This is a genomic window from Kamptonema sp. UHCC 0994 (assembly GCF_029167235.1).
Taxonomy (GTDB): Bacteria; Cyanobacteriota; Cyanobacteriia; order Cyanobacteriales; family Microcoleaceae; genus Kamptonema.
In genome coordinates this window covers 1-21,043 of sequence record NZ_JARFTR010000048.1, presented here as the reverse complement: position 1 = coordinate 21,043, position 21,043 = coordinate 1, and the positions used below count along the sequence as shown (strand labels likewise).

Genomic DNA, 21,043 nt, shown 5'->3' with positions numbered 1-21,043 from the left:
ATTAGGAGTTCTTAAATATGTTTGTTCCTGATGCCAACTCAGAAAGTAATATTACTAATATCAATGGTTTAAAGCAAACGATAAGTAAAAAGCTTGCTAATGAAGCAATTAGTGAAGAATCGCCCGATATTTTCTCGAAGGATACAACAGAAAGTCACCTGCCACTATCTTATATTTCTCACCAGCGCGAATTGCACCAGATGCAATTAGCAATTGAAGAACTAAAACGCGATCTAAAAGCTAGTGAAGCCAGATTTCACAATGTAATTGCTAAAAATGCCGATAGTATAGTTGTTGTCAACAAAAAAGGACTTGTTTGTTTTGTAAATTCCTCGGCACAACATCTTTTTGGATGCAAAGATGAGGAGCTTTTAGGTAAGGAATTTTTTGGGAATTTGGTAGTAGAAGGTTCTGCCTGCGATCTAGAGATAAATACAGATATTATTCATCAAGTAGGAAAAACAGAATTACCAGGAATGCGTGTTGTACAAACAGAAGTTGAAGCCCTACGTAAAGATCGAGAAAATGCCATAGTGGAAATGCGGGTGGTGGAGACGGAATGGGAAGGAAAAATGGCTTATTTGGCCACACTGCGCGATATTACAGATCGCAAACGCACAGAGGAAATGCTATGGCTTTACAGTCGGGCGATGGCAGCAGCTAGCACCGGAATTGTGATTGCCGACGCGACAACATCTAACCTGGCTAATATTTATTGTAATCCTGCTTTTGCGAAAATGACTGGCTATTCGCAGGAGGAAATCATCGGAAATAACTGTCGATTATTGCAGGGAAATGATACCGATCCCGAAGCGGTAGATCAAATCCGTCAAGCTTTGCAAAATCAAAGCCAATGCACAGTTGTTTTGAAGAATTATCGTAAAGATGGGAGAGCTTTTTGGAATCAATTGGCAATTTCTCCAGTGCGCGATCGCAAGGGTAAATTAACTCATTTTATCGGCGTACAGATGGATGTGACTAAAGGCAAAGAAGCAGAAGAAGCCTTGCAGATTTCCGAAGCAAAAAGTAGAGAACAAGCGACAAAATTAGAAGTAGCTCTCAACCAACTACAACAAACCCATTCCCAACTCGTACAGAGTGAAAAAATGTCCAGTCTGGGGTTGCTAGTTGCAGGAGTTGCTCACGAAATTAATAACCCTGTCAGCTTCATTTATGGCAATCTCACTCACCTCGATAACTATACTCAAGAATTGTTGTATTTGCTCAAGCTTTATCAGCAGCACTATCCCCATCCTGTCTTAGAAATTAAAGAGAAAATAGAAGCGATAGAACTTGATTTTTTAATGGAAGATTTAACTCAAATGCTGTCTTCAATGAATGTAGGCGTTGACCGTATTTGCCAGATAGTTAACTCACTGCGAAACTTCTCCCGACATGACGAATCGGCGATCAAAGCTGTTAACATCCACGAAGGAATTGATAGCACTTTGCTGATTCTTAATCATCGTATGAAAGCTACGGGAAGCACTCAGGCTATTCAGGTTGTGAAAGAGTACGGAGAATTGCCTGCTGTGGAATGTTATGCAGGGCCGATTAATCAAGTATTTATGAATATTCTCGGCAATGCAATTGATGCTTTGGAAGATAGCAATAAAGAGCGAACTATCCAAGAAATTCGCGACAATCCTAGTAAGATTAAGATTAGCACCTCTGTTGTAGATGACAATTATGTAGAAATCAAAATTGCTGACAATGGCCCAGGAATGACGGAAGAGGTGAAGCAACGGATATTTGATACTTTCTTTACGACAAAACCAGTAGGTAAAGGTACGGGAATTGGCTTGTCAATCAGCTATCAAATTGTTACTGAAAGACATAGAGGTGAAGTTAATTGTGTTTCCGAAATCGGTCAAGGTACAGAGTTTAATATTAAGCTTCCAATTCGGCATTTAACCTAAAAAACGTCTACTCCCTCAAATTTCTTAACACTTTCAACCTTTGCATTTGCTGCTTCCCCGCAAGTGCGAGGTGTGGGAAACATCTTCCCCGGATTCGCCAAACCTTGGGGATTAAACACCTGACGTACCCACTGCATTGTCTCCAAATCTACCTCACTAAACATCTCCGGCATATAGCATTTCTTATCAGCACCAATACCGTGTTCTCCTGAAAGACTTCCCCCCACTTTCACGCACAATTTCAGAATTTCACCGCCCAATTCTTCCACTTTTTCCAAAGCACCTTTAACAGCATTATCGTAAAGGATTAGCGGGTGTAGATTGCCATCCCCAGCGTGAAATACATTAGCAATCCGATAGCCAAATTTTTCGCTTAATAACTCAATTTCTTTCAACACATAAACCATTTGTGTCCGGGGAATTACGCCATCTTGCACGTAATAATCTGGGCTTAAATGACCCGCAGCAGCAAAAGCAGCTTTCCTTCCTTTCCAAATTTTTAACCTGGTTTCTAAATCCTTTGCCGTTGTGATGTTCCGCGCCCCATTTTTCTGACAAATATCAGCAATTAATTGTTTATTTGCCGCTACTTCCACTTCTAAACCATCAACTTCTACTAATAAAATAGAAGCAGCATCGCGGGGATAACAACCAGTAGCGACAACATCTTCTACAGCATTAATACTGATGTTATCCATGATTTCCATACCACCGGGAATAATCCCCGCGCTGATAATATCTGAAACTGATGCTCCTGCTGCTTCCATGCTGGTAAAATCTGCTAATAACACACAAATAGATTCTGGTGCTTTCAGGATTCTTAAGGTAACTTCTGTGGCAATTCCTAAAGTACCTTCGGAACCGACAAATAAACCTGTTAAATCATAACCAGGCATTTCGGGAATTTGTCCGCCGACATCAACAATTGAACCATCAGGTAAGACTAATTTTAAGCCTAAAACATGGTTAACTGTCACCCCATATTTCAAACAGTGAACGCCGCCGGAATTTTCGGCAATATTACCACCAATTGAGCATACAATTTGACTAGAAGGATCGGGCGCGTAATAGAAACCAGCACCACTAACTGCTTGCGTTACCCAATTATTAATTACGCCGGGTTGTACAACAACTAACTGATTTTCTAAGTCTATTTTCAGGATTTTTCGCATTAAGGCGGTGACAATTAATACGCAGTTTTCGACGGGTAAAGCGCCGCCAGAAAGACCGGTGCCCGCGCCTCTAGCTACCCAGGGAATAGAGTGGCGATCGCATATTTTTACGGCCGCTGAGACTTCTTCTGTGGTTCTCGGTAATACTACTAGCGCGGGCCGTTGGCGATAGCTGGTGAGTCCGTCACATTCATAGACTAGCAATTCTTCGCGGCGTTGAACTACGCCGTTTTTGCCGACTACAGCTTCAAATTCTTTGATGATGGGTTTCCAGTTGCGTTCAGTTTCGAGGGCGATCATTGGTGGGTAAATTTAAGTGGGTGTGTGGGAATCAGAAACCGGGTTTCTTAGCTAAATTTTGGTGATGATGCAATAATTATCGCATAAACCCGGTTTTTTGGATTAGTGTCGATATTGTTAATGCAAACTATAAAACTGCCGTATTCTTAATAATTAACTACTCCTCAACAGTCATATCTTCAAACAAGATAGGTTCAATTCGCTTCAATACTTCCTTAACTAAATCTTCTGGACATTCACCAATCAAACTTGCTTGCCTTGAGCGATAATCTAAAGAACGCAGTTGATCTGTCATAATTACACCTGTCACCACTTCACCTTCGGGAATGGGAACATAAAACGGATTTTTGCGTTGTGTGGTACTAATCGGACAGACAAACACAAACCCCATTTTTCGGTTAAATTTAGTTTGACTCACAACCAGTGCAGGTCGAATACCCATTTGTTCGTGTCCTGCTTGAGGATCGAAATTGAGGCGAATGAAATGACCTCGTTCGGGGATATAGTTTACCAAACTTCTTCTCCTTCTGGTTTTCCCCAAGAGATTTCTTCGCTAGGTTCTATTTCGCCTGCCAATAATTTATCTAGGGTATATTTTGAAACTTTCTGATTTACAGGCTCTATGACCATTTTTCCATTTTCTATACTGCAAATTACTGAATCATCTGCTTTCAGGTTGAAAAATTTTACAATATAGTCTGGTATTGGCAAAGCTAAGGAATTACCCAAGTTGCTGATGTTTATTTTTGCTGTCATACATTTGCGATTTTCATGCTCAGGTTTATCTATTGTAACTCGTGTGGTGGCTCAAAAACTGGGTTTCTTACGCCAATCTCGGTGAGGATGCCAAAGTTATCGTAGAAACCGGTTTCCTTCTCGAATTAACATTAAACTGCTGTCACCGTCCATCACCTATTAGTATAAATGCTGCCCAGAAAAAAGGATGTCCTTTACTTTGAATCAAACTAATTTTTGCTTCCCGTAAAGCTTCACTTTTGCTCATGCCTTTATTGATATTCTGATAAAACTCAATCATCAATTCCTTAGTCGCCTGATCTTCAACACTCCAGAGAGTCGCCATCACTGCTTTTGCACCGGCACGCTCAAATATATAGGCAACTCCCGATATTTCTTCACCATTAGAATTAGCTTGCAGGGCAGTTTGACACGCGCTGAGGGTGAGAAGTCGGGTATTTTCTAGGCCTAATAATGCGGCATCGGCTATGTTTAATTCGCGATCGGCAAACAGGATAGTATTCGGCTGTAAATCCACTCTGTCGGGTGTTCTACAATTTAGAGAGTCAGGCAAGCAACAACCTTCAGGTTGAAAACATCCGTGAGTTGCTAAGTGCAAAAAGGGAAAGCGAGGTGCTTGATTTTTGAATTGGTCGAAGGTGGCAGCATTGCCGATATAGGATAAACTACCGGGAAACATTTGGGTAATGCTTTGAACTTCCTGTGGTGAATCTGGTAAATTATAGGGAGCGCGGGGAACGGGATTTCCTAATGCTAACACGCCGCCTTTTAGGGATGAATCAGGAATTGTTTTTGTAGAAATGCGGGTGAGATAGTTAATGGGATATTTCTCGATTAGGTATTTTTTTGCTTCATTGTCATAGAGTGATTCAAAGGGGATGTACCGCAGTTTTCCTGTGGCGATGATGCTCAATTGTTTGGGAGAAAATGCTTTGATTTGTTCTTCTACGGGGCGGATGAGGATATCGTAGAGTTTGCGGCGAGTTACGATGATGCTGCCGTCTTTATAGTTTTGCAGTTGTTCGCGGTATTCGGTGAGGAGTTTATCAAATTCTGCGGGGTCAATTGGGATTTTTTTAACGCTTAAACTGTCTTTTGTTATGACAAATAGGGCGATAGTATTGGGGACATTTTTGACATTTGTGAGTAAGACGGGTTGAATGACTACGGTTTCTGGGGGGATGCTGGATCTGAGTTGGGTGATGTCTTTGGGTGTGGTTTCAAAGAGTTCGGCGACTTCTGGGAAATCGCGGCGGATTTCTTCTGCAAGTTTGCTGTTGTCTTCGTGAAGTTGATTGATTTGTTGGGAAAGTTGGTCGGAAAATTTATCTTGTAATTGGCGAGATAAGGATTGAATTTGCTGACTTCTTTGATTCCACTGGTCAATTAATTGCTGTGCTTCTGGGTTTTTGACTTTGGCGTTGATGAGGCGGGTGTAGTCGGCAAGGTCGGCTGTGGTGGCGAGGTTGACCCATTGGAAGGCGCGATCGGGTTGGTTTTGATCGATGAGGATGTCGATAAGGCTGATAGGTCTATATCCTACAGATTTTAAATACTTTTGCCGATATTCTTGCTGTAAACCACTTCGTATTTCTAGCATAATATTGACGGATTGCTCATAATTTTTGATGGCATCTATGGGTTTATTCATATCTCGGTAAACTGCACCAATATTACTCAAAGTAGCAGCTTCAATAGCGCGATCGCCAACTTCCCTTATAATTGGCAAAGCTTGGTTAAAGTGTTTTAAAGCCTCTTGCCACTGTCCGATGCTACTGTAGATTACACCGATATTATTCAAAGTAGCAGATTCTCCCGCACGATCGCCAATTTCCTGCATGATTGGCAAAACTTGATTAAGGTATTTTAAAGCCTCTTGAGGCTGTTTGGTGCTGCTATAGACTGCACCTATATTATTTAGAGTAGCAGCTTCTCCACTGCGATCACCAGCCTTCTGTAGAATTGGTAAAGCTTGATTATAGTATTTCAAAGCTGCTTGTGGCTGCCCAATACTATTGTAGATTACGCCGATATTATTTAGAGTCCTCACCCTCTTAGACTGCTCACCCAATTCTTGTAGAATAGACAAGGCTTGGTTGAGATATTCCAATGCTTTTTGTGGCTGACCGATCTTATAATAAATTTGACCAAGATTATCCAGAATAGCAGCTTCAGAATCCTGATTTCCAATTTTTTTGGCAATAGTAAGAGACTGGTTATAGTAATCCAATGCTTCCTGATACTTAGCTATCTGGTTATAATTAAAACCCATAGCACTAAGCGCCCATAACTCAATAGTAGTGTTTTGAATTTGTCGTGAAATAGGTATAATTTCCTGCAAGGTTTCAATTGCCTGTTGATATTGCTCTTTTTGTTGGTGTTCTTTTGCTTGCAGTATAAGTAACAATAATAATTTTAAAACCTGTGAATCTTGACTTTGCCCCCAACTAGGTTGAACCATCATCGGCACAGTCAGAGGAGTCAAACACACACCCAAAGCCAAAACACTGATAATAATTCGTTTTATCCTTTTCATAATTCACCAAATTCGATTAATAGAATAAGCATCAAACGCAGAATCTTTACTTAATACAGGTATCCCTTCCACCATTGCTTGCGCGACGATTAAGCGATCGAACGGATCTTTATGATGAAAAGGCATAGTTACGATCGCATTGAGATGATCTAAATTGATATTCAGCAGATTAAAGTCTTCCCAACTGAGTTTTTCTTCAATATACTCTTGAAAAGGCAAAGTAAAATTCAGATTTCCTTGACTTTTCTTAATCGCCATTTCCCAAACACTTGCTACACTCAATAGTTTATTATTATCTTCATCCTCAATTAGAATCCGTGCGATAGAACTCAGTTGAGAATCGCCTGCAAAAAACCAAATTAAGGTATGTGTATCTAGCAAAAGTCTCATTACATATAATCCTTAAAACCTTCTAACGGCTCATCAAATTTGTCAGATATGGAAATCACTTCGCGATCGCTTCCAAACAGCGGGGGACGGCGCTGTTTTTTAGGAGGCGAAGCCTCTGGCACCTCAATCAGAACTTCTGAACCATCAGGAATATTTAAGTTTTCTGATATTTCGATAATATTACCCCGTTTGATGCCTTTGATTCGTTTCATAACCTTACCTACTTCTCCTCATCAAATTAACCAATCCTCTAATTGCAACCCTGGAATATTGATAAAATCACGAGTATTGTGAGTCACCACAATATCTCCACGCACTCTAGCAACCGCCGCAATTAAAGCATCTAATTCTCCTGTCGGTCTGCCTATACGTTTTAACTCACCTTGAATTATCCCAAACTCTGCCGCCGCATCTCCATCAAATGGGACAATTTCCATTTCCCTAATAAATTGATTTACCTCCCTAAAATTTGTTTCAAATTGCTGCGAACAATACACTCCTTTATAGAGTTCAGCCAAAACGATTGTCGATAGATAGCACTCCTTAGATTTAGGATCGAATTTAGCAACAGCAGCGGGATTACCTTTTATCAGTGCCACACAAATATTAGTATCCAACAAATACACAGTTTATCTCCTACTAATCATCTAAAAAATCTATTTTCCTGCCAAAATAATTATGCCGCTCTCTGTCAATCTCGGCAAAAATTTCCTCCAGTTCAGTATTATCTTTCCAAGCTCCAAATACTTGATGTAAACGTTTCATTCTTTCCTCATCGCTCTTTCGCGAAGCCTCTGGTACTTCAATCAGAACTTCTGAACCATCAGGAATGTTTAAGTTTTCTGATATCTCGATAATGTTACCCCGTTTGATGCCTTTTATTTTCATGGTTGTATCTCCCTTTTAACGAAGTTTTACCTATTGTAGCACCATTGATGTCGCACTCCCAAAACCCGCCAGGGGTTAAAACCCCTGTCTAATAATTTAAGTCCTCTAAAGAGGACTAATGAGTTCTTTAGTCCTCTTTAGAGGACTTTAGCTTTGAGGCAGGGGTTTTAACCCCTGACGGACTAAGTATTTGACCTTAAGTTGACACTAATAGGCAATGCCGTCTCCCTACCTTAATAAGGAGTTGCCTTAATCATCATCGTCTTTTTCGGCAAATTAAACTGCATTTCATCCACAACAAATTGTGAATTTTTCGCCACCAACCGAATCCCCTCTAACTTATCTTCATCAACCACAGGCGGCCCCAAAGTCACCTCTCCTTGACCTTTATTTGCATCTCCCAACTTAAAATCATTCAGCGGAATATTAACCCAAGAATCTTGCTTACCTACTGGTTCATTCCCATTCCCCCGCATCACCATCCGGCCATCAGTTCTATAAAACACATTCCCATCCTTAAACACCACTTTTTCAACTTGATCCAAAGGAAGCGATAGTGTTTGACCACTTTGATGCTTCAGCACTAACTTTTGTCCCTGAGAATCAATTACTATTACTTGTCCAATCTTTGACGAATTGCCCTTCAGAAACACTTGTGCTAAAGTCGGTAACGCCACTTTTAAAGGTGTCTTACCTGCATTAACCTCCGCTTGCAAAAACGGCAAATCTTGCCTCTGCAAATCCTGACTGGCCACAGTCGCCTGCGTGAGTAAACCTGTTGCGATCGCCAAAAATGCGACAGCTAACCTTGATGAAAGTGCTTTAATAATCATTTTCCCCATAAGACTCATCTGAATAATGGGCAAAGTCCTGTTATACTTAGGACTTACGCACGATTACGTAACGCCGCCATCCTGGCGGTATCTTTACCGCCTAGAAGGCGGCGTTACGGATAGTTTTGCGTAAGTCCTGACTGATAAAATTATAACTCAACTACCTTAAAATAGATTCCGTGTCTCCATCTTCCGAACCCGCCAAAGAACCCAATATCTTAGGCAAATTTGCCAGCGTCGTTGGCTTAGTTGGTGCTGCCCTTTTCTTCAGTGGCTGGATTTACCGCTGGTCATATTTCTACTTCTTTCAACTAGAAATTACCACCCTAGATTTACCCGCCCAATCATTTTTTATCGTTCCCCTCCAGGTGTTTTTAGCCGATGGCCGGACAATTGCCAAAAGTGCGATCGCCTTCCTGAGTACCGGCCTAGCAATTTACCTCAGCTTATGGATAATTTCAATATTAAATAAAGTTATTTTTCAGGTAATAGACGCTGTATTGTGGCAAATATTTCTTTATACTGAAAAAACAAAACTATGGTTACTCTATCACCCAATCAAATCTCTAGTATTATTTAATGCCAAAAAATTTAACTCCATAGAATTTCTGCGATCGCTGGTTGATGAAATAATCATAGTAGGTTGGATTTTACTGATGTTATTTCACTTAGCCCGCAATCAAGGCATTACTGACGCACAACGAGATGCCGGCGAAAACTCCACCTTACCAGTTGTTACTCTAGTCATACCTGAAAACCGTCTAGCATTAGGACGCAAACTCGATGATGTGTTTGCCGATCCATCTCTAAAAGGCTATAAAATTATTGGAGATAGAGGCTTATTTAATGAATTATACATAACCGAAGAAACCGATATCATTACTAACCCCGAAAAGCCGATTATTTGGCGATTATTACTAGAACGTGGCGGCTGGATTTATCTATTTAAAGACTTGCCAAAAGATGCAAAATCTGATGACCGCCCCATAGTTTTAGCGATTCAAGAAAGTAATTTAGGCGAACAATTAATGATTTTTAGCCCCGAACCATCTAAACCGCGATCGCCCTAAATTTTGATTATTATACCAAATCCGGGTTTATTACCCTCTTTATTGTCATTGCGAGCGAAGCGAAGCAATCTCAAGACCTCTGCGATTGCTCGCAATGAGGACATAAAGGAGATGACTAACCCGGATTTCGTATTATTCAATAATATCAAAGTTAAAGCGGTCATCTTGCTACAATGAAACAGCCCCCCTTCCGCCTTCTCCCTAAGCACGAAAGCAAGCAAAATAAGCTTTGTCCAAATGCGAGTTAAACCCGGCTTCTTAACCACCAGAACTACTAGGCGAACTATTAAGTACAAAAACCACTCCGGTCATAATTAAAGCTACACCTACCAGTCGCAATGGTGGCAAAGGCTCATTAAATATAATTTTACCGCCTAAAACTACACAAATGTAACTAATTGAGAGTAAAGGCGAGACGATGCTAATGTTGGCGCGAGATAGCACGACAATAAAACCAAAAGCACCCAATCCGTATAAAATTAAACCAACCCAGATTAAAGGTTGACTTGCCATTGCTATGACTTTTTCAGCTAAATTCGCTGCGCCAATCGGCCCTAAAATATTAGCTGCTCCCTTAAGACTAAATTGACCAAGAACACCGCAAAGGATAGCAGCAAGCAAAACTAGAAAAACACTTCGAGTCATTAGTTAATTAACCTATAGTATACTGTCATAATAGTTGAAAAAAATCTCACCCAACAGCCGCGCTCAATATTTACCTGTTTTCTCAATCCCTTACATTTTAAACTTAGAGGTAGTTAAAACAATTATTGCCCAGAATGGGTAAAATTATAACAAAAATATGGTAGAAGACGCAAACGCAAGCGAGGAATACTCTCTGGAATTATCCATACTAATGCCCTGCTTGAATGAGGCTGAAACTTTAGAAGCCTGTATCAAGAAAGCACAGCAGTCATTACGAGAACTCGATATTGCTGGCGAAGCGATCGTCGCAGACAACGGTAGCACAGATGGTTCCCAGGCGATCGCAACTCGGCTGGGAGCCAGAGTAATCCCCGTAGCAGCCAAAGGATATGGCAGCGCTCTCATGGGCGGGATCGTAGCCGCACGCGGAACTTACATAATTATGGGTGACGCTGATGATAGCTACGACTTCTCCAACCTTGGCTCTTTTGTGAAAAAATTGCGAGAAGGCTACGACTTGGTAATGGGGAACCGCTTCCAAGGTGGCGTAAAGCCGGGAGCAATGCCTCGATTGCACAGATATTTAGGGAATCCTGTGTTGACATGGGTGGGGCGGCTGTTATTCGCAAGTCCTTGCGGTGACTTTCACTGCGGGCTTCGAGGCTTCAGGAGAGACGCAATCTTGCAACTGGATTTACAAACAACAGGGATGGAATTCGCCAGTGAAATGATAGTTAAAGCCTCTCTCAATCAACTGCGAATCGCAGAAGTCCCCACTACATTATCTCCCGATGGTCGCAGCCGCCCGCCCCACTTGCGGACTTGGCGAGACGGGTGGCGACACTTGCGATTTTTGCTGCTGTACAGCCCTAGGTGGCTGTTTCTGTATCCCGGTTTGTTGCTAATATTTGTGGGTTTGGCGGTGGGAATGTGGCTGTTACCGACTACGAGAGTAGTTGGGCGTGTCAGTTTTGACGTACACACTCTGCTTTATGCTGCGATCGCGATTATTGTCGGCTTTCAAGCCGTTAGTTTCGCTTTATTTACCAAAGTCTTCGCCATCAGCGAAAAATTGTTACCTGAAGATCCGCAAATTAAAAAATTGTTGCGCTACGTCAGTCTAGAAATAGGATTGATAGTAGGAATCCTACTGATGTTGATAGGAATAATCGGCTCCATTTTGTCGTTTACCCTCTGGGGCGAGACTTCTTTTGGCCCTTTAGACCCTTCCAAAACTTTGCGCTTAGTAATTCCCTCTATCACTTGTCTGACTGTAGGTTTTCAGATAGTTTTGTCTAGCTTTTTTCTCAGCGTATTGGGGTTGAAACGGCGCTGAGCTTTGAGCGACTTCTATCGGACTAAAGCCAAGTGTCACAAGATAGGAGTTAATTTTTAGGTATGTAGTTGCGCTTTAGCGCTCTTTCCTATACCTTCGCAGGAGCGCTAAAGCGCAACTACGTACCTTTGGCGCGATCGCATCAAATTAGCAGGTATGTAGTTCCCCTTTAGCCCTCTTTCCTATACCTTCGCAGGAGCGCTAAAGCGCAACTACGTACCTTTGGCGCGATCGCATCAAATTAGCAGGTATGTAGTTCCCCTTTAGCCCTCTTTCCTATACCTTCGCAAGAGCGCTAAAGCGCAACTACGTACCTTTGTCGCGATCGCATCAAATTAGCAGGTATGTAGCTGCGCTTTAGCGCTCTTTCCTATACCTTCGCAGGAGCGCTAAAGCGCAACTACGTACCTTTGGCGCGATCGCATCAAATTAGCAGGTATGTAGCTGCGCTTTAGCGCTCTTTCCTATACCTTCGCAGGAGCGCTAAAGCGCAACTACGTACCTTTGTCGCGATCGCATCGAATTAGCAGATACTTTGATTATCGGTCGCGTCTAAGTAAATCGACCTAATTAAACCTAAATTAGAAGGCTGGCTACATAAGTCTTTTGCCCTCTTCCTTCTTACTTCTTCCTTGAGAGTGTCAAAATAATATATAGTCTGGATAGTGCTAGTAATAGTTTCCCCAATTGGGATAAACTTACATAGAACTGGAAGATTAAGGAAAAACTAGGATATGGAAAGCGTTGCTTACATTTTGATTTTGGCTTTAGCGATCGGCACAATCTTTTTTGCGATCGCCTTCCGGGAACCCCCTCGGATTGGCAAGTAACTAGCTCCCTCCGAGCTCTTACTATCCAACAGCTCTCAGCTCTTAGCGCTGAGCAATATATACAAGTCCCGCAATTCATCTCGGCCCTAAGTTGGGCGAGATGAATTGCCATCTATTTTAGAAGTCTGTAAAAATCAGTAGTTATGCGCTGTCCCTTATGCCACGATCCAAATAGCCGCGTTCTGGAGTCGCGATCGGCCGAATCCGGTAAAAGCATTCGCCGTCGCCGCGAATGCTTGAACTGCCAACACCGATTTACCAGTTATGAACGCATAGAATTTGTGCCGATAACAGTAATTAAGCGCGATGGTAAACGCGAGTCCTTTGATAAATCCAAATTGCTACGGGGGATCGTTCGCGCTTGTGAAAAAACAGGTATTGCCGCCGCAGAAGTAGAAAAAATTGCCGATGAAATTGAATCAGAACTGCAAGGGCGATCGCTTCGAGAAGTTGCAAGTTCAGACATTGGCGAATTAGTTCTCAAACAGTTGCGACGTTTGAGCGAAGTTGCTTACGTCCGATTTGCCTCAGTTTACCGCCAATTTCAAGGCATTCGGGATTTCGTCGAAGCCCTCGATCGCCTACAAAGCGACCACGACGCTAACATCGAAAGAGAAACCGATCCAGACGCGATCGCAGATTCCGAGTTAACTCCCTCAGAGTCCAGAGAGCTAGAAATTCAGGCATCCTGCGCGACACCCAACTAAACTCACCACAAATAGTTTTAAACGGGCATAGTTAGGCTATAATAAACTATCTTACCGCCCCATGATTATAATTAACACTCCTAACCTGAAGTTTCGAGTAATAATAATGGTAGCGGGTGTGGGGTTGCACCCGGTAACGGTTAGCTAGCGCTAACTTTTACAAAAGATTGATAGAAAAGCCAACAGCTTATTAACTAAAATCTACAGCATCCATCCACAGGAACAAAAAACTAAGGAGAGAAATCCCAGGAAACTATTCGCATGGTCAATCAGAAAACAGCAGTTAAAGAAGTTGGCTTTACTCACGAGGATTTTGCCGCCCTATTAGACAAATATGACTATCACTTCAGCCCTGGCGATATAGTAGCAGGTACGGTGTTCAGTATAGAACCCAGAGGAGCCCTAATTGATATCGGCGCAAAAACCGCCGCGTACATTCCCATTCAGGAAATGTCAATCAATCGGGTAGAAGCTCCAGAAGAGGTATTGCAATCAAACGAAACCAGAGAATTTTTCATCCTCACCGATGAAAATGAAGACGGTCAGCTCACCCTCTCCATTCGCCGCATAGAATATATGCGAGCCTGGGAAAGAGTGCGCCAACTTCAAGCAGAAGATGCAACAGTGCGATCGCAAGTTTTTGCAACCAATCGCGGCGGTGCATTAGTAAGAATTGAAGGGTTGCGCGGTTTCATCCCCGGTTCTCACATCAGCACCCGCAAACCCAAGGAAGAATTAGTCGCAGAAGAACTGCCATTAAAATTCCTAGAAGTAGATGAAGACCGTAATCGCCTCGTTTTAAGTCACCGCCGAGCCCTCGTAGAACGGAAGATGAACCGCCTCGAAGTTGGGGAAGTGGTAATCGGTACAGTGCGCGGTATCAAACCTTACGGTGCATTTATCGACATCGGTGGAGTCAGCGGTCTATTACACATTTCCGAAATTTCTCACGATCACATAGATACGCCTCACAGCGTTTTCAATGTCAATGATGAAGTGAAAGTAATGATCATTGACCTAGATGCTGAACGGGGTAGAATTTCCCTCTCCACGAAGCAGTTAGAACCTGAACCAGGAGCAATGGTAAAAAATCGCGACCTGGTTTATGAAAAAGCTGAGGAAATGGCCGCTAAATTCCGCGAGAAAATGTTAGCTCAAAAGCAAGCCAAAGCTGCTATTGAGATTCCCGCAGAAGTCCCAGCCGCAACTGATGAACTAGACGACATTCCAGACGATATTCCTTCGGCCACTGAGGAAATAGACGACATTCCGCCAGCAATGGAGGAGATAGCAGCGGAAATTCCGGCAGAAACTTCTGCCGAAACTCCGACGGCAATTGAAGAGATAGTGGCGGAGATTCCAGAGGAAGAAATTCCCCCAGCAACGGAAGATTAACATCCCTATTTTTCTTATGAAAAGAGGGAACTACCCTCTTTTTTTGTAACTATTTCCATAAATTGTTAACTGTTAACTGTTAACTGTTAACTGTTAACTGTTAACTGTTACCAGCCAATAGCTAATATTGTGTCCGGCAAATTACTTACGATCTGTCATTGCGAGCAAAGCGAAGCAATCCCCAAGTTTTAGGATTACTTTGCAAGGATTGACAATTACAAGTATTTAGCCAGATTTGATATAACAACCAACAACTAACAACCAACAACTAACAACCAACAACTAACAACTAACAACCAACAACCAACAATCAACAACTAACAATTAACAACTAACAAAACATAGGAGTTTACTAAATTGGTAAATATTAAGTGTCGGGGAATTACTTTTCCAAATATTCAAGCCATCATTTTCGATAAAGATGGCACACTCGAAGATTCACAGGAATTTTTGAGAAATCTGGGGTTAAAACGATCGCGCCTCGCAGACGCGCAAATTCCCGGTATTGGCGAACCCTTACTGATGGCCTTCGGTATCGATGGCGGCAAAATTGACCCCACAGGCTTGATGGCAGTCGGCAGTAGGCGAGAAAATGAAATAGTAGCTGCTGGCTATATCGCCGAAACTGGCAGGGGTTGGTTAGAATCTTTAACCATTGCTCATCGTGCCTTTGATGAAGCCGACCAAATGTTAAAAAATACAGCACCTTCGCCTTTATTTGTCGGTAGTTTGGAAGTGCTAAAATATCTTTCAGAAGCAGGTTTAAAACAGGGAATTCTTTCAGCAGCAACCACTGAAACAGTAGTAGCATTTGTCGAACGCCATCAACTCGGCGATTACATTCAGCTAAAAATGGGAGTGGATTCAGCTAACCTTAATAAACCCGATCCGGCATTATTTCTCCAAGCTTGCGAGAAACTTGGCGTAGAACCCGCAGTAACTTTGATGGTTGGAGATTCGGCCGGCGATATTGAGATGGGTAAAAATGCAGGCGCAGCGGGTTGTATTGGGATTTGTTGGGGGAAAGCGAAGGCTAGTCATTTAGAAAAAGCAGATGTCGCGATCGCATCTCTGGATGAAATTAAAATTGTCGATCTATAGATGCAGCTTTTGCCAGTATCTTTACTATCAGCCAGTTGTCGATTTCCCAACCCGCCCCGATCGTTTTAATTAGCACTCTCACGACTAGAGTGCTAACGATCTAGATAGATTCTCCAAAGGGAAACTTGCTAATATTTACCACAGTGTAAAGTAACTGAAAACCTTTACACAAAGGAGTTAAGCTAATATTATGCAACTTTTTGTTACAGATTGAACAGGGCTAATGTAAGCGATGTAACAATTATACTAGCTCAGATTTGCTATTAATAAAGTAAGCGAGTTAAAAATTACGCTCTTTCAATCTTAATACTTTTGGAGGATGGCATGAACTACACATTTGAACTCTTGGGTGTCTCTCCGATTTTATCCTTCTTTAATCAACAGCAAAAAATTCTCACGGAATCCCCCAGCACTGGTGTAGAATACTTGGCAAACCGTAAATGTACTCTAGATGCCTTTGTCCAATCAGTAGAAACAGTTTCTCCAACTCGCGGCTGGGATGGCGATCGAGTCGTAGAGGCAGTAATTAGCTTCTGGATGGCAAACTCAGAAAGTATTCATTATTGGAAGTGCCGCTTACAGGATGCCGGCAGCGAAAACCTATTAGTAGCAAGAGTTGCTGATATCAAGTCTTTGCAGGCTACCTTTGAATCTCTCTTAGGAAAATAGCTAATTGCTAATAGCTAATTGCTAATAGCTAATTGAATCTGGGCTTAGAAACCGAGTTTTTTACGAAAATACTTCCTTGCAGACCACAAATTGGTAAAAAACCCGGTTTCTTTGGTCAGAGTGGTAAGTCCTGTCCTAATTGCACGACCAACACCCAACTATGGAGAGAGGCATTAGGCTCAGGGAGATTGCTTCGTTTCACTCGCAATGACACATAATATATATGTTCATCTACTATCAATAGGCTCAGGGAGATTGCTTCGTTTCACTCGCAATGACACATAATATATATGTTCATTTACTACCAATAGGCTCAGGGAGATTGGTTCGTTTCACTCGCAATGACACATAATATATATGTTCATTTACTACCAATAGGCTCAGGGAGATTGGTTCGTTTCACTCGCAATGACACATAATATATATGTTCATCTACTACCAATTACCAATTACCAATTACCAAATATTATGTCCCGTTCCAAAGCCCTGCAATATTATATTTTCAGCCGTTTAATGCTAGCACCGCTGATGCTATGGACTATTACCACAGTAGTATTTTTACTGCTACGAGCTACCCCAGGCGACCCAGTAGATGCGATTTTGGGGCCGCGAGCTCCGGCCAGCGTTAAAGAAGCTTTGCGATCGCAACTTGGTTTAGGCGATCCCCTGTGGCAGCAGTACCTCAACTACATGAAAGATTTACTAAATTTTAACTTAGGAACATCTATCACCAGTCGCGGCCAAACCGTTTGGCAAATTATCCAAGACAATTTCCCCGCAACAGTCGAACTTGCAGTATTTAGCATGACCATAGCTGTGATTGTCGGTGTCACCGTCGGTTCCCTAGCAGCATCCCATCCCAACACCATCCTCGATGCCGGAGGCCGTTTATTTGGTATCATCACTTATTCTATACCCGCTTTTTGGGCAGGGATGGTATTACAATTAATTTTCGCAGTCCAGTTAGGTTGGTTTCCATTAGGAACAAGATTTCCTGTAACTTTTCCCCCACCACAAAACCTCACTGGACTATATGCTATTGACAGCCTTCTTAGCGGCAATATTAGCCAATTTTTTACAACTTTACACTATTTAGCATTGCCTAGCATGACATTAGGAATTCTGCTCAGCGGCATTTTCGAGCGAATTGTGCGGGTAAACCTCAAGCAAACTTTGCAAGCCGATTATGTAGAAGCAGCTAGAGCTAGAGGTATTCCCGAATTACAGATTTTATGGGCTCACGCTCTGAAAAACGCCTTAATTCCAGTAATCACAGTTTTAGGATTAACATTTGCCGCACTTTTAGGCGGTGCAATTTTAACAGAAGTAACATTTTCTTGGCCTGGGTTAGCCAATCGACTCTATCAGGCGATTTCCGATCGAGATTACCCAACAGTACAAGGAATTGTGGTATTTTTTGCCGCAATTGTCGTGGTTGCTAGTATTGTTATCGATCTTTTAAATGCCTATATCGACCCGCGAATTAGGTACTAAAATCTACTTGTCACGCCGCCGTCTCGGCGGTTAAGGATACCGCCGAGACGGCCGCGTTACGAAGGATGATGCGTCAATCTACTTACTTATCCGCTTTGAGAATGAGGACATCTTAATATTTTCGAGGTAATACTAGAAATAACAGATTTGAATTCTTGAGGAAATACTAATGAAAATATGGCACAGCATGGTGGCTTTATCGGCTGTCTTGACTCCATTTATGGCGGAGGCTGCTCTGAGCCAGCCTTTAAATTCCGAGTTTCCCAGAGTATCAAACCCGGAAGTTTACGTACCCATTTGTTATATCGAAACTACAAATGGCACAACTCTGGATTTAAGAAAATTGTGCGGCTCCAATTCTACCAGCACTCGCACTACTCCCGCGAACAATAATGGCAATAATCCAGCCAATAAAACTAATCCCATAAACGCTGGAACTAATCCGACGAATGACCCTAATACTAGAGAAAGAATAAGTCTACCTACAACTAATAATGAGGGTAGGAATACAGGAGGAAATCCAGGCACCGGAAATATGGGAAACCCGACATCTGGTAATCCAAATGGCAGTCAATCTCCTAGTAATGGAAATAATACCAATGATAGCTTAGACTTTCCCGATAATACTGGGATTAATCTTCCTAGAGTTCCTTCAAGTGCTTTTGGCCCTGGAGGAACTGCACCAACTAGGGATAGTATTAACGGCCCTCAAAATCAACAGTAAAGAAGGTCTACGGTAATTCTTTGACTACAGTTAACGGTTAACGGTTAACAGTTAACAGTTAACAGTTAACAGTTAACTGGCAATTGGTAATTGGTAGGTGCGTACCTCACTTAAAATCCCCCCAGCAAGGATTAAAAAAAATACGATTTCTATTGGCGTGTTGGCGGTAGAAGTGGCAAGATTAAGTAAAGCCAAAACTTTATTGCTAGGAGCGAATAACTGTCATGTCAAACTTAGTTCAGCACTTAGATATCACCGCTCATCCCCGACTAGAGAAATCCCTAGGCTATCAAGGAGACAGCCGTTGGGTAGCTTGGCACTGGGAACCGGAAATTGAACAGCTTATGTGCTCTGATGGCAAAAACTTCGGAACTGGCAAGAATATGGCATGGCGGATTTTCTTGCAACATCGGCTTGTCAATCCCTCTGTACAAGACTATCAGTTAACGGAAAGCGATCGCAACTGGTTACTTTTAGACAGACAAAGCCGAAATATATATATCGGCGAAGGAAAAGCTGTCCAAAGTTTGCTCGAACAGCCGGAAAGTTTAGCTTTACTCGCCTGTCTTGATGGTAATAACAATCCGATTCAAGAAACTGCTGAATCTGTACAACAGACACTAGGAAAATTTAGAAGTTCAGACACTATCCGCCATCTGACAAATTTTATTCCCCTCGGCATTGCAGTGGGTTTAATAGTTGCTTTAGGCGCGGGAACTAAGTTATGGGTAGTGCCAACTGTTCAACAACAATTAGCAGCAAAAATTCCTATCTCGCCAGTTAGTCCAGATGCTAACTGTGGCATCGGTAGTTCTAATGATTTTTCTGCTTATGTGGCTTTTTCGACAGGAAATACAGAGCTTCATGTAATTGGTGTTTATGAAGCGGGAACAGATCATAGCGGCGTAAATCATCCCACTGGTACGATTGATGTGAGAGTAGAACGTCAAAATAAGCGCATCATTCTTGCACTTTCAGCTTACGAACCAGTCCGCTGGAATATTATCGCAGAACCAGGCGCGGAAATCGAAAAAATTATCGTCAATGGCTATCACGAGCAAACTATTTCTGGTGTTGCTGGAATCCCTATCGAGCAGTATACTTACAACGGAAATGGAACTTCTCTTGGCAACTTTACTTACCAATGGGGCGTTCCCTCTGATAGTATTGATACACCGTCACTGGTCGATGTACTCGAACAGCTCAATAATACAAGTGTAACTTCTTTTCAGGGATGTTATCGAGGTACAAGTTTTTCGATTAAATGAGGAGTATAGCTAGGGATTAGGGGCTAGGGGCTAGGGGAAAAGAGAGGCTAGGGGCTAGGGGAAGAAGGGAATAAAATCTATGGTGGCAGGAAATCAGAGTGTCTTAAATGCCTTAGCGGTTGCTATAAAATAGTAGAGTTGGCATGACCAACTCTACTGGATTTATCCCTTCCCAAATTTCCCATTTTATGAAATACTGGCACGAAACGCTGGCAGTAGCGCAGCGCATTTTAACTGAATTATTGCGGCGGCGGCGAAGCTTGGTTTTTTGGAGTATTTTTCCGATTTCTGTGCTACTTCTTAATGGATTTATTTTGGCAGAACGTGCTAAGCTCACAACTGCAAAGGCTTTTGAAAGTGCTGCTCCCGCAACTTTGGTAGGTGCGGCGCTATTTTTTAGTTGTCTAGGTGGTAGTGTGGCAACTGTGGTAGCGGAGCGAGAACAACAAACCCTTAAACGTTTGTTTATTTCACCCCTCAGTGGCACGTCTTACTTTTTAGGAATTTTTGTTGCTCACAGTTGTATTGGCATTGGTCAGACACTTTTAGTATATACGATCGCGACCTTTTTTGGAGCACAATTTCAAGGTTCTATTCCTTTGGGATGTCTGATTATCTTATTAAGTATTATCTCTTATGTTGGGGTTGGCTTTGTTCTCGGTACGCAATTTGCGCGACGTACTGAAGATGTTAATTCGTTGGTAGCAGCTTTTGGTGTTCCTCTATTAATTTTAGGTGGTGCATTCTTGCCAGCTTCGCTATTTCCAAAAAATCTACTAGAACTTGCTAAATACAATCCCATTTATCACATGAATGAGGCGTTAATGGGTGTCTGGGCAGGTGGTAAAGGGTTATCTGATATTGCACCGCACTTCTGGTTTTTATCAGGTTTTGCTGTTTTAATGGTAGGAGGAGGTTGGCTATCTTATCGGCGGATGTTGAGCGTAGAGAGAAGACTTTAAGGGAGTTTTAATTGCCCGTAACGCCGCCCTCTGGGCGGTAAAATCACC

At 42.2% G+C, this 21,043-nt stretch carries 22 protein-coding genes; 12 read left to right on the top strand and 10 right to left on the bottom strand.

Translation table 11 applies throughout. The features are described 5' to 3' along the window. Positions 1–17: 17 nt before the first annotated feature. Complete coding sequence (locus PY364_RS04830; RefSeq protein WP_275521018.1) at positions 18–1,919, top strand: PAS domain S-box protein; 1,902 nt, start codon at positions 18–20, stop codon at positions 1,917–1,919. On the opposite strand, the gene glcD is transcribed toward PY364_RS04830, so the two are convergent. From glcD to PY364_RS04785, 9 genes are all read right to left on the bottom strand, one after another. Then, positions 1,916–3,391 (bottom strand): glycolate oxidase subunit GlcD, encoded by a 1,476-nt coding sequence (gene glcD / locus PY364_RS04825; protein WP_275521017.1) that lies wholly within the window; start codon positions 3,389–3,391, stop codon positions 1,916–1,918. The two genes, PY364_RS04830 and glcD, sit on opposite strands and share 4 nt — an antisense overlap. A 157-nt stretch (positions 3,392–3,548) precedes the next feature. Then, on the bottom strand, positions 3,549–3,905 hold the full coding sequence (locus PY364_RS04820; protein WP_275521016.1) for a type II toxin-antitoxin system PemK/MazF family toxin: 357 nt from the start codon (positions 3,903–3,905) through the stop codon (positions 3,549–3,551). Beyond that, complete coding sequence (locus tag PY364_RS04815; RefSeq protein WP_275521015.1) at positions 3,899–4,147, bottom strand: AbrB/MazE/SpoVT family DNA-binding domain-containing protein; 249 nt, start codon at positions 4,145–4,147, stop codon at positions 3,899–3,901. The genes PY364_RS04820 and PY364_RS04815 overlap by 7 nt, the downstream gene beginning before the upstream one ends. A 142-nt stretch (positions 4,148–4,289) precedes the next feature. Next, positions 4,290–6,683 carry a CHAT domain-containing tetratricopeptide repeat protein gene (locus tag PY364_RS04810; protein WP_275521014.1) on the bottom strand — a complete coding sequence of 798 codons (2,394 nt, stop codon included), beginning with the start codon at positions 6,681–6,683 and terminating at the stop codon, positions 4,290–4,292. A 3-nt stretch (positions 6,684–6,686) separates the two neighbouring features. Next, positions 6,687–7,073 (bottom strand): type II toxin-antitoxin system VapC family toxin, encoded by a 387-nt coding sequence (locus PY364_RS04805; RefSeq protein WP_275521013.1) that lies wholly within the window; start codon positions 7,071–7,073, stop codon positions 6,687–6,689. Beyond that, positions 7,073–7,285: a hypothetical protein gene (locus tag PY364_RS04800; protein WP_275521012.1), complete on the bottom strand. Its 213-nt coding sequence runs from the start codon at positions 7,283–7,285 to the stop codon at positions 7,073–7,075. The genes PY364_RS04805 and PY364_RS04800 overlap by 1 nt, the downstream gene beginning before the upstream one ends. A 21-nt stretch (positions 7,286–7,306) precedes the next feature. Continuing rightward, positions 7,307–7,699, bottom strand: coding sequence for a type II toxin-antitoxin system VapC family toxin (locus PY364_RS04795; RefSeq protein ID WP_275521011.1), 393 nt, complete (start codon positions 7,697–7,699; stop codon positions 7,307–7,309). Positions 7,700–7,712: 13 nt separating this feature from the next. After that, on the bottom strand, positions 7,713–7,961 hold the full coding sequence (locus PY364_RS04790) for a hypothetical protein (RefSeq protein WP_275521010.1): 249 nt from the start codon (positions 7,959–7,961) through the stop codon (positions 7,713–7,715). 233 nt (positions 7,962–8,194) lie between these two features. Beyond that, the gene (locus tag PY364_RS04785; protein ID WP_275521009.1) at positions 8,195–8,803 is read right to left on the bottom strand and encodes a hypothetical protein; all 609 of its coding nucleotides are present in this window, start codon (positions 8,801–8,803) and stop codon (positions 8,195–8,197) included. Between the two features lie 170 nt (positions 8,804–8,973). On the opposite strand from PY364_RS04785, the gene PY364_RS04780 reads away from it, so the two are divergent. After that, on the top strand, positions 8,974–9,864 hold the full coding sequence (locus PY364_RS04780; RefSeq protein ID WP_275521008.1) for a hypothetical protein: 891 nt from the start codon (positions 8,974–8,976) through the stop codon (positions 9,862–9,864). 258 nt (positions 9,865–10,122) lie between these two features. On the opposite strand, the gene PY364_RS04775 is transcribed toward PY364_RS04780, so the two are convergent. Beyond that, positions 10,123–10,509 carry a transporter gene (locus PY364_RS04775; RefSeq protein WP_275521007.1) on the bottom strand — a complete coding sequence of 129 codons (387 nt, stop codon included), beginning with the start codon at positions 10,507–10,509 and terminating at the stop codon, positions 10,123–10,125. 157 nt (positions 10,510–10,666) lie between these two features. Here PY364_RS04775 and PY364_RS04770 point away from each other — a divergent pair, with 157 nt between their 5' ends. From PY364_RS04770 to PY364_RS04725, 10 genes are all read left to right on the top strand, one after another. Then, positions 10,667–11,845 carry a glycosyltransferase family 2 protein gene (locus tag PY364_RS04770; RefSeq protein WP_275521006.1) on the top strand — a complete coding sequence of 393 codons (1,179 nt, stop codon included), beginning with the start codon at positions 10,667–10,669 and terminating at the stop codon, positions 11,843–11,845. Between the two features lie 734 nt (positions 11,846–12,579). Further along, positions 12,580–12,675: a photosystem II reaction center protein T gene (locus PY364_RS04765; protein WP_275521005.1), complete on the top strand. Its 96-nt coding sequence runs from the start codon at positions 12,580–12,582 to the stop codon at positions 12,673–12,675. Positions 12,676–12,818: 143 nt separating this feature from the next. After that, positions 12,819–13,382, top strand: coding sequence for a transcriptional regulator NrdR (gene nrdR, locus PY364_RS04760; protein WP_275521004.1), 564 nt, complete (start codon positions 12,819–12,821; stop codon positions 13,380–13,382). A 261-nt stretch (positions 13,383–13,643) separates the two neighbouring features. Continuing rightward, positions 13,644–14,777: a 30S ribosomal protein S1 gene (locus PY364_RS04755; protein ID WP_275521003.1), complete on the top strand. Its 1,134-nt coding sequence runs from the start codon at positions 13,644–13,646 to the stop codon at positions 14,775–14,777. Positions 14,778–15,134: 357 nt separating this feature from the next. Continuing rightward, positions 15,135–15,878, top strand: a complete 744-nt coding sequence (locus tag PY364_RS04750; protein ID WP_275521002.1) for an HAD family hydrolase — start codon at positions 15,135–15,137, stop codon at positions 15,876–15,878. Between the two features lie 324 nt (positions 15,879–16,202). Beyond that, positions 16,203–16,547: a hypothetical protein gene (locus PY364_RS04745; RefSeq protein WP_275521001.1), complete on the top strand. Its 345-nt coding sequence runs from the start codon at positions 16,203–16,205 to the stop codon at positions 16,545–16,547. Positions 16,548–17,015: 468 nt separating this feature from the next. Further along, entirely contained in the window at positions 17,016–18,041 is a 1,026-nt protein-coding gene (locus tag PY364_RS04740) for an ABC transporter permease (RefSeq protein ID WP_275521038.1), read from the top strand. Positions 18,042–18,210: 169 nt separating this feature from the next. After that, the gene (locus tag PY364_RS04735) at positions 18,211–18,765 is read left to right on the top strand and encodes a hypothetical protein (protein ID WP_275521000.1); all 555 of its coding nucleotides are present in this window, start codon (positions 18,211–18,213) and stop codon (positions 18,763–18,765) included. 224 nt (positions 18,766–18,989) lie between these two features. Then, positions 18,990–20,033 carry a hypothetical protein gene (locus tag PY364_RS04730; protein ID WP_275520999.1) on the top strand — a complete coding sequence of 348 codons (1,044 nt, stop codon included), beginning with the start codon at positions 18,990–18,992 and terminating at the stop codon, positions 20,031–20,033. Positions 20,034–20,221: 188 nt separating this feature from the next. Continuing rightward, the gene (locus PY364_RS04725) at positions 20,222–20,995 is read left to right on the top strand and encodes an ABC transporter permease (protein ID WP_275521037.1); all 774 of its coding nucleotides are present in this window, start codon (positions 20,222–20,224) and stop codon (positions 20,993–20,995) included. Positions 20,996–21,043: the final 48 nt, after the last annotated feature.

Bases quoted from the DNA above. Each gene is read 5' to 3' on its own strand.
- PY364_RS04770 (WP_275521006.1), top strand. From the start codon at position 10,667: ATGGTAGAAGACGCAAACGCAAGCGAGGAATACTCTCTGGAATTATCC.
- nrdR (WP_275521004.1), top strand. From the start codon at position 12,819: ATGCGCTGTCCCTTATGCCACGATCCAAATAGCCGCGTTCTGGAGTCG.
- PY364_RS04755 (WP_275521003.1), top strand. From the start codon at position 13,644: ATGGTCAATCAGAAAACAGCAGTTAAAGAAGTTGGCTTTACTCACGAG.
- PY364_RS04740 (WP_275521038.1), top strand. From the start codon at position 17,016: ATGTCCCGTTCCAAAGCCCTGCAATATTATATTTTCAGCCGTTTAATG.
- PY364_RS04805 (WP_275521013.1), bottom strand. From the start codon at position 7,073: ATGAGACTTTTGCTAGATACACATACCTTAATTTGGTTTTTTGCAGGC.
- PY364_RS04785 (WP_275521009.1), bottom strand. From the start codon at position 8,803: ATGGGGAAAATGATTATTAAAGCACTTTCATCAAGGTTAGCTGTCGCA.
- PY364_RS04815 (WP_275521015.1), bottom strand. From the start codon at position 4,147: ATGACAGCAAAAATAAACATCAGCAACTTGGGTAATTCCTTAGCTTTG.
- PY364_RS04830 (WP_275521018.1), top strand. From the start codon at position 18: ATGTTTGTTCCTGATGCCAACTCAGAAAGTAATATTACTAATATCAAT.
- PY364_RS04775 (WP_275521007.1), bottom strand. From the start codon at position 10,509: ATGACTCGAAGTGTTTTTCTAGTTTTGCTTGCTGCTATCCTTTGCGGT.
- PY364_RS04735 (WP_275521000.1), top strand. From the start codon at position 18,211: ATGAAAATATGGCACAGCATGGTGGCTTTATCGGCTGTCTTGACTCCA.
- PY364_RS04800 (WP_275521012.1), bottom strand. From the start codon at position 7,285: ATGAAACGAATCAAAGGCATCAAACGGGGTAATATTATCGAAATATCA.
- PY364_RS04745 (WP_275521001.1), top strand. From the start codon at position 16,203: ATGAACTACACATTTGAACTCTTGGGTGTCTCTCCGATTTTATCCTTC.
- PY364_RS04810 (WP_275521014.1), bottom strand. From the start codon at position 6,683: ATGAAAAGGATAAAACGAATTATTATCAGTGTTTTGGCTTTGGGTGTG.
- PY364_RS04765 (WP_275521005.1), top strand. From the start codon at position 12,580: ATGGAAAGCGTTGCTTACATTTTGATTTTGGCTTTAGCGATCGGCACA.
- PY364_RS04725 (WP_275521037.1), top strand. From the start codon at position 20,222: ATGAAATACTGGCACGAAACGCTGGCAGTAGCGCAGCGCATTTTAACT.
- PY364_RS04790 (WP_275521010.1), bottom strand. From the start codon at position 7,961: ATGAAAATAAAAGGCATCAAACGGGGTAACATTATCGAGATATCAGAA.
- PY364_RS04730 (WP_275520999.1), top strand. From the start codon at position 18,990: ATGTCAAACTTAGTTCAGCACTTAGATATCACCGCTCATCCCCGACTA.
- glcD (WP_275521017.1), bottom strand. From the start codon at position 3,391: ATGATCGCCCTCGAAACTGAACGCAACTGGAAACCCATCATCAAAGAA.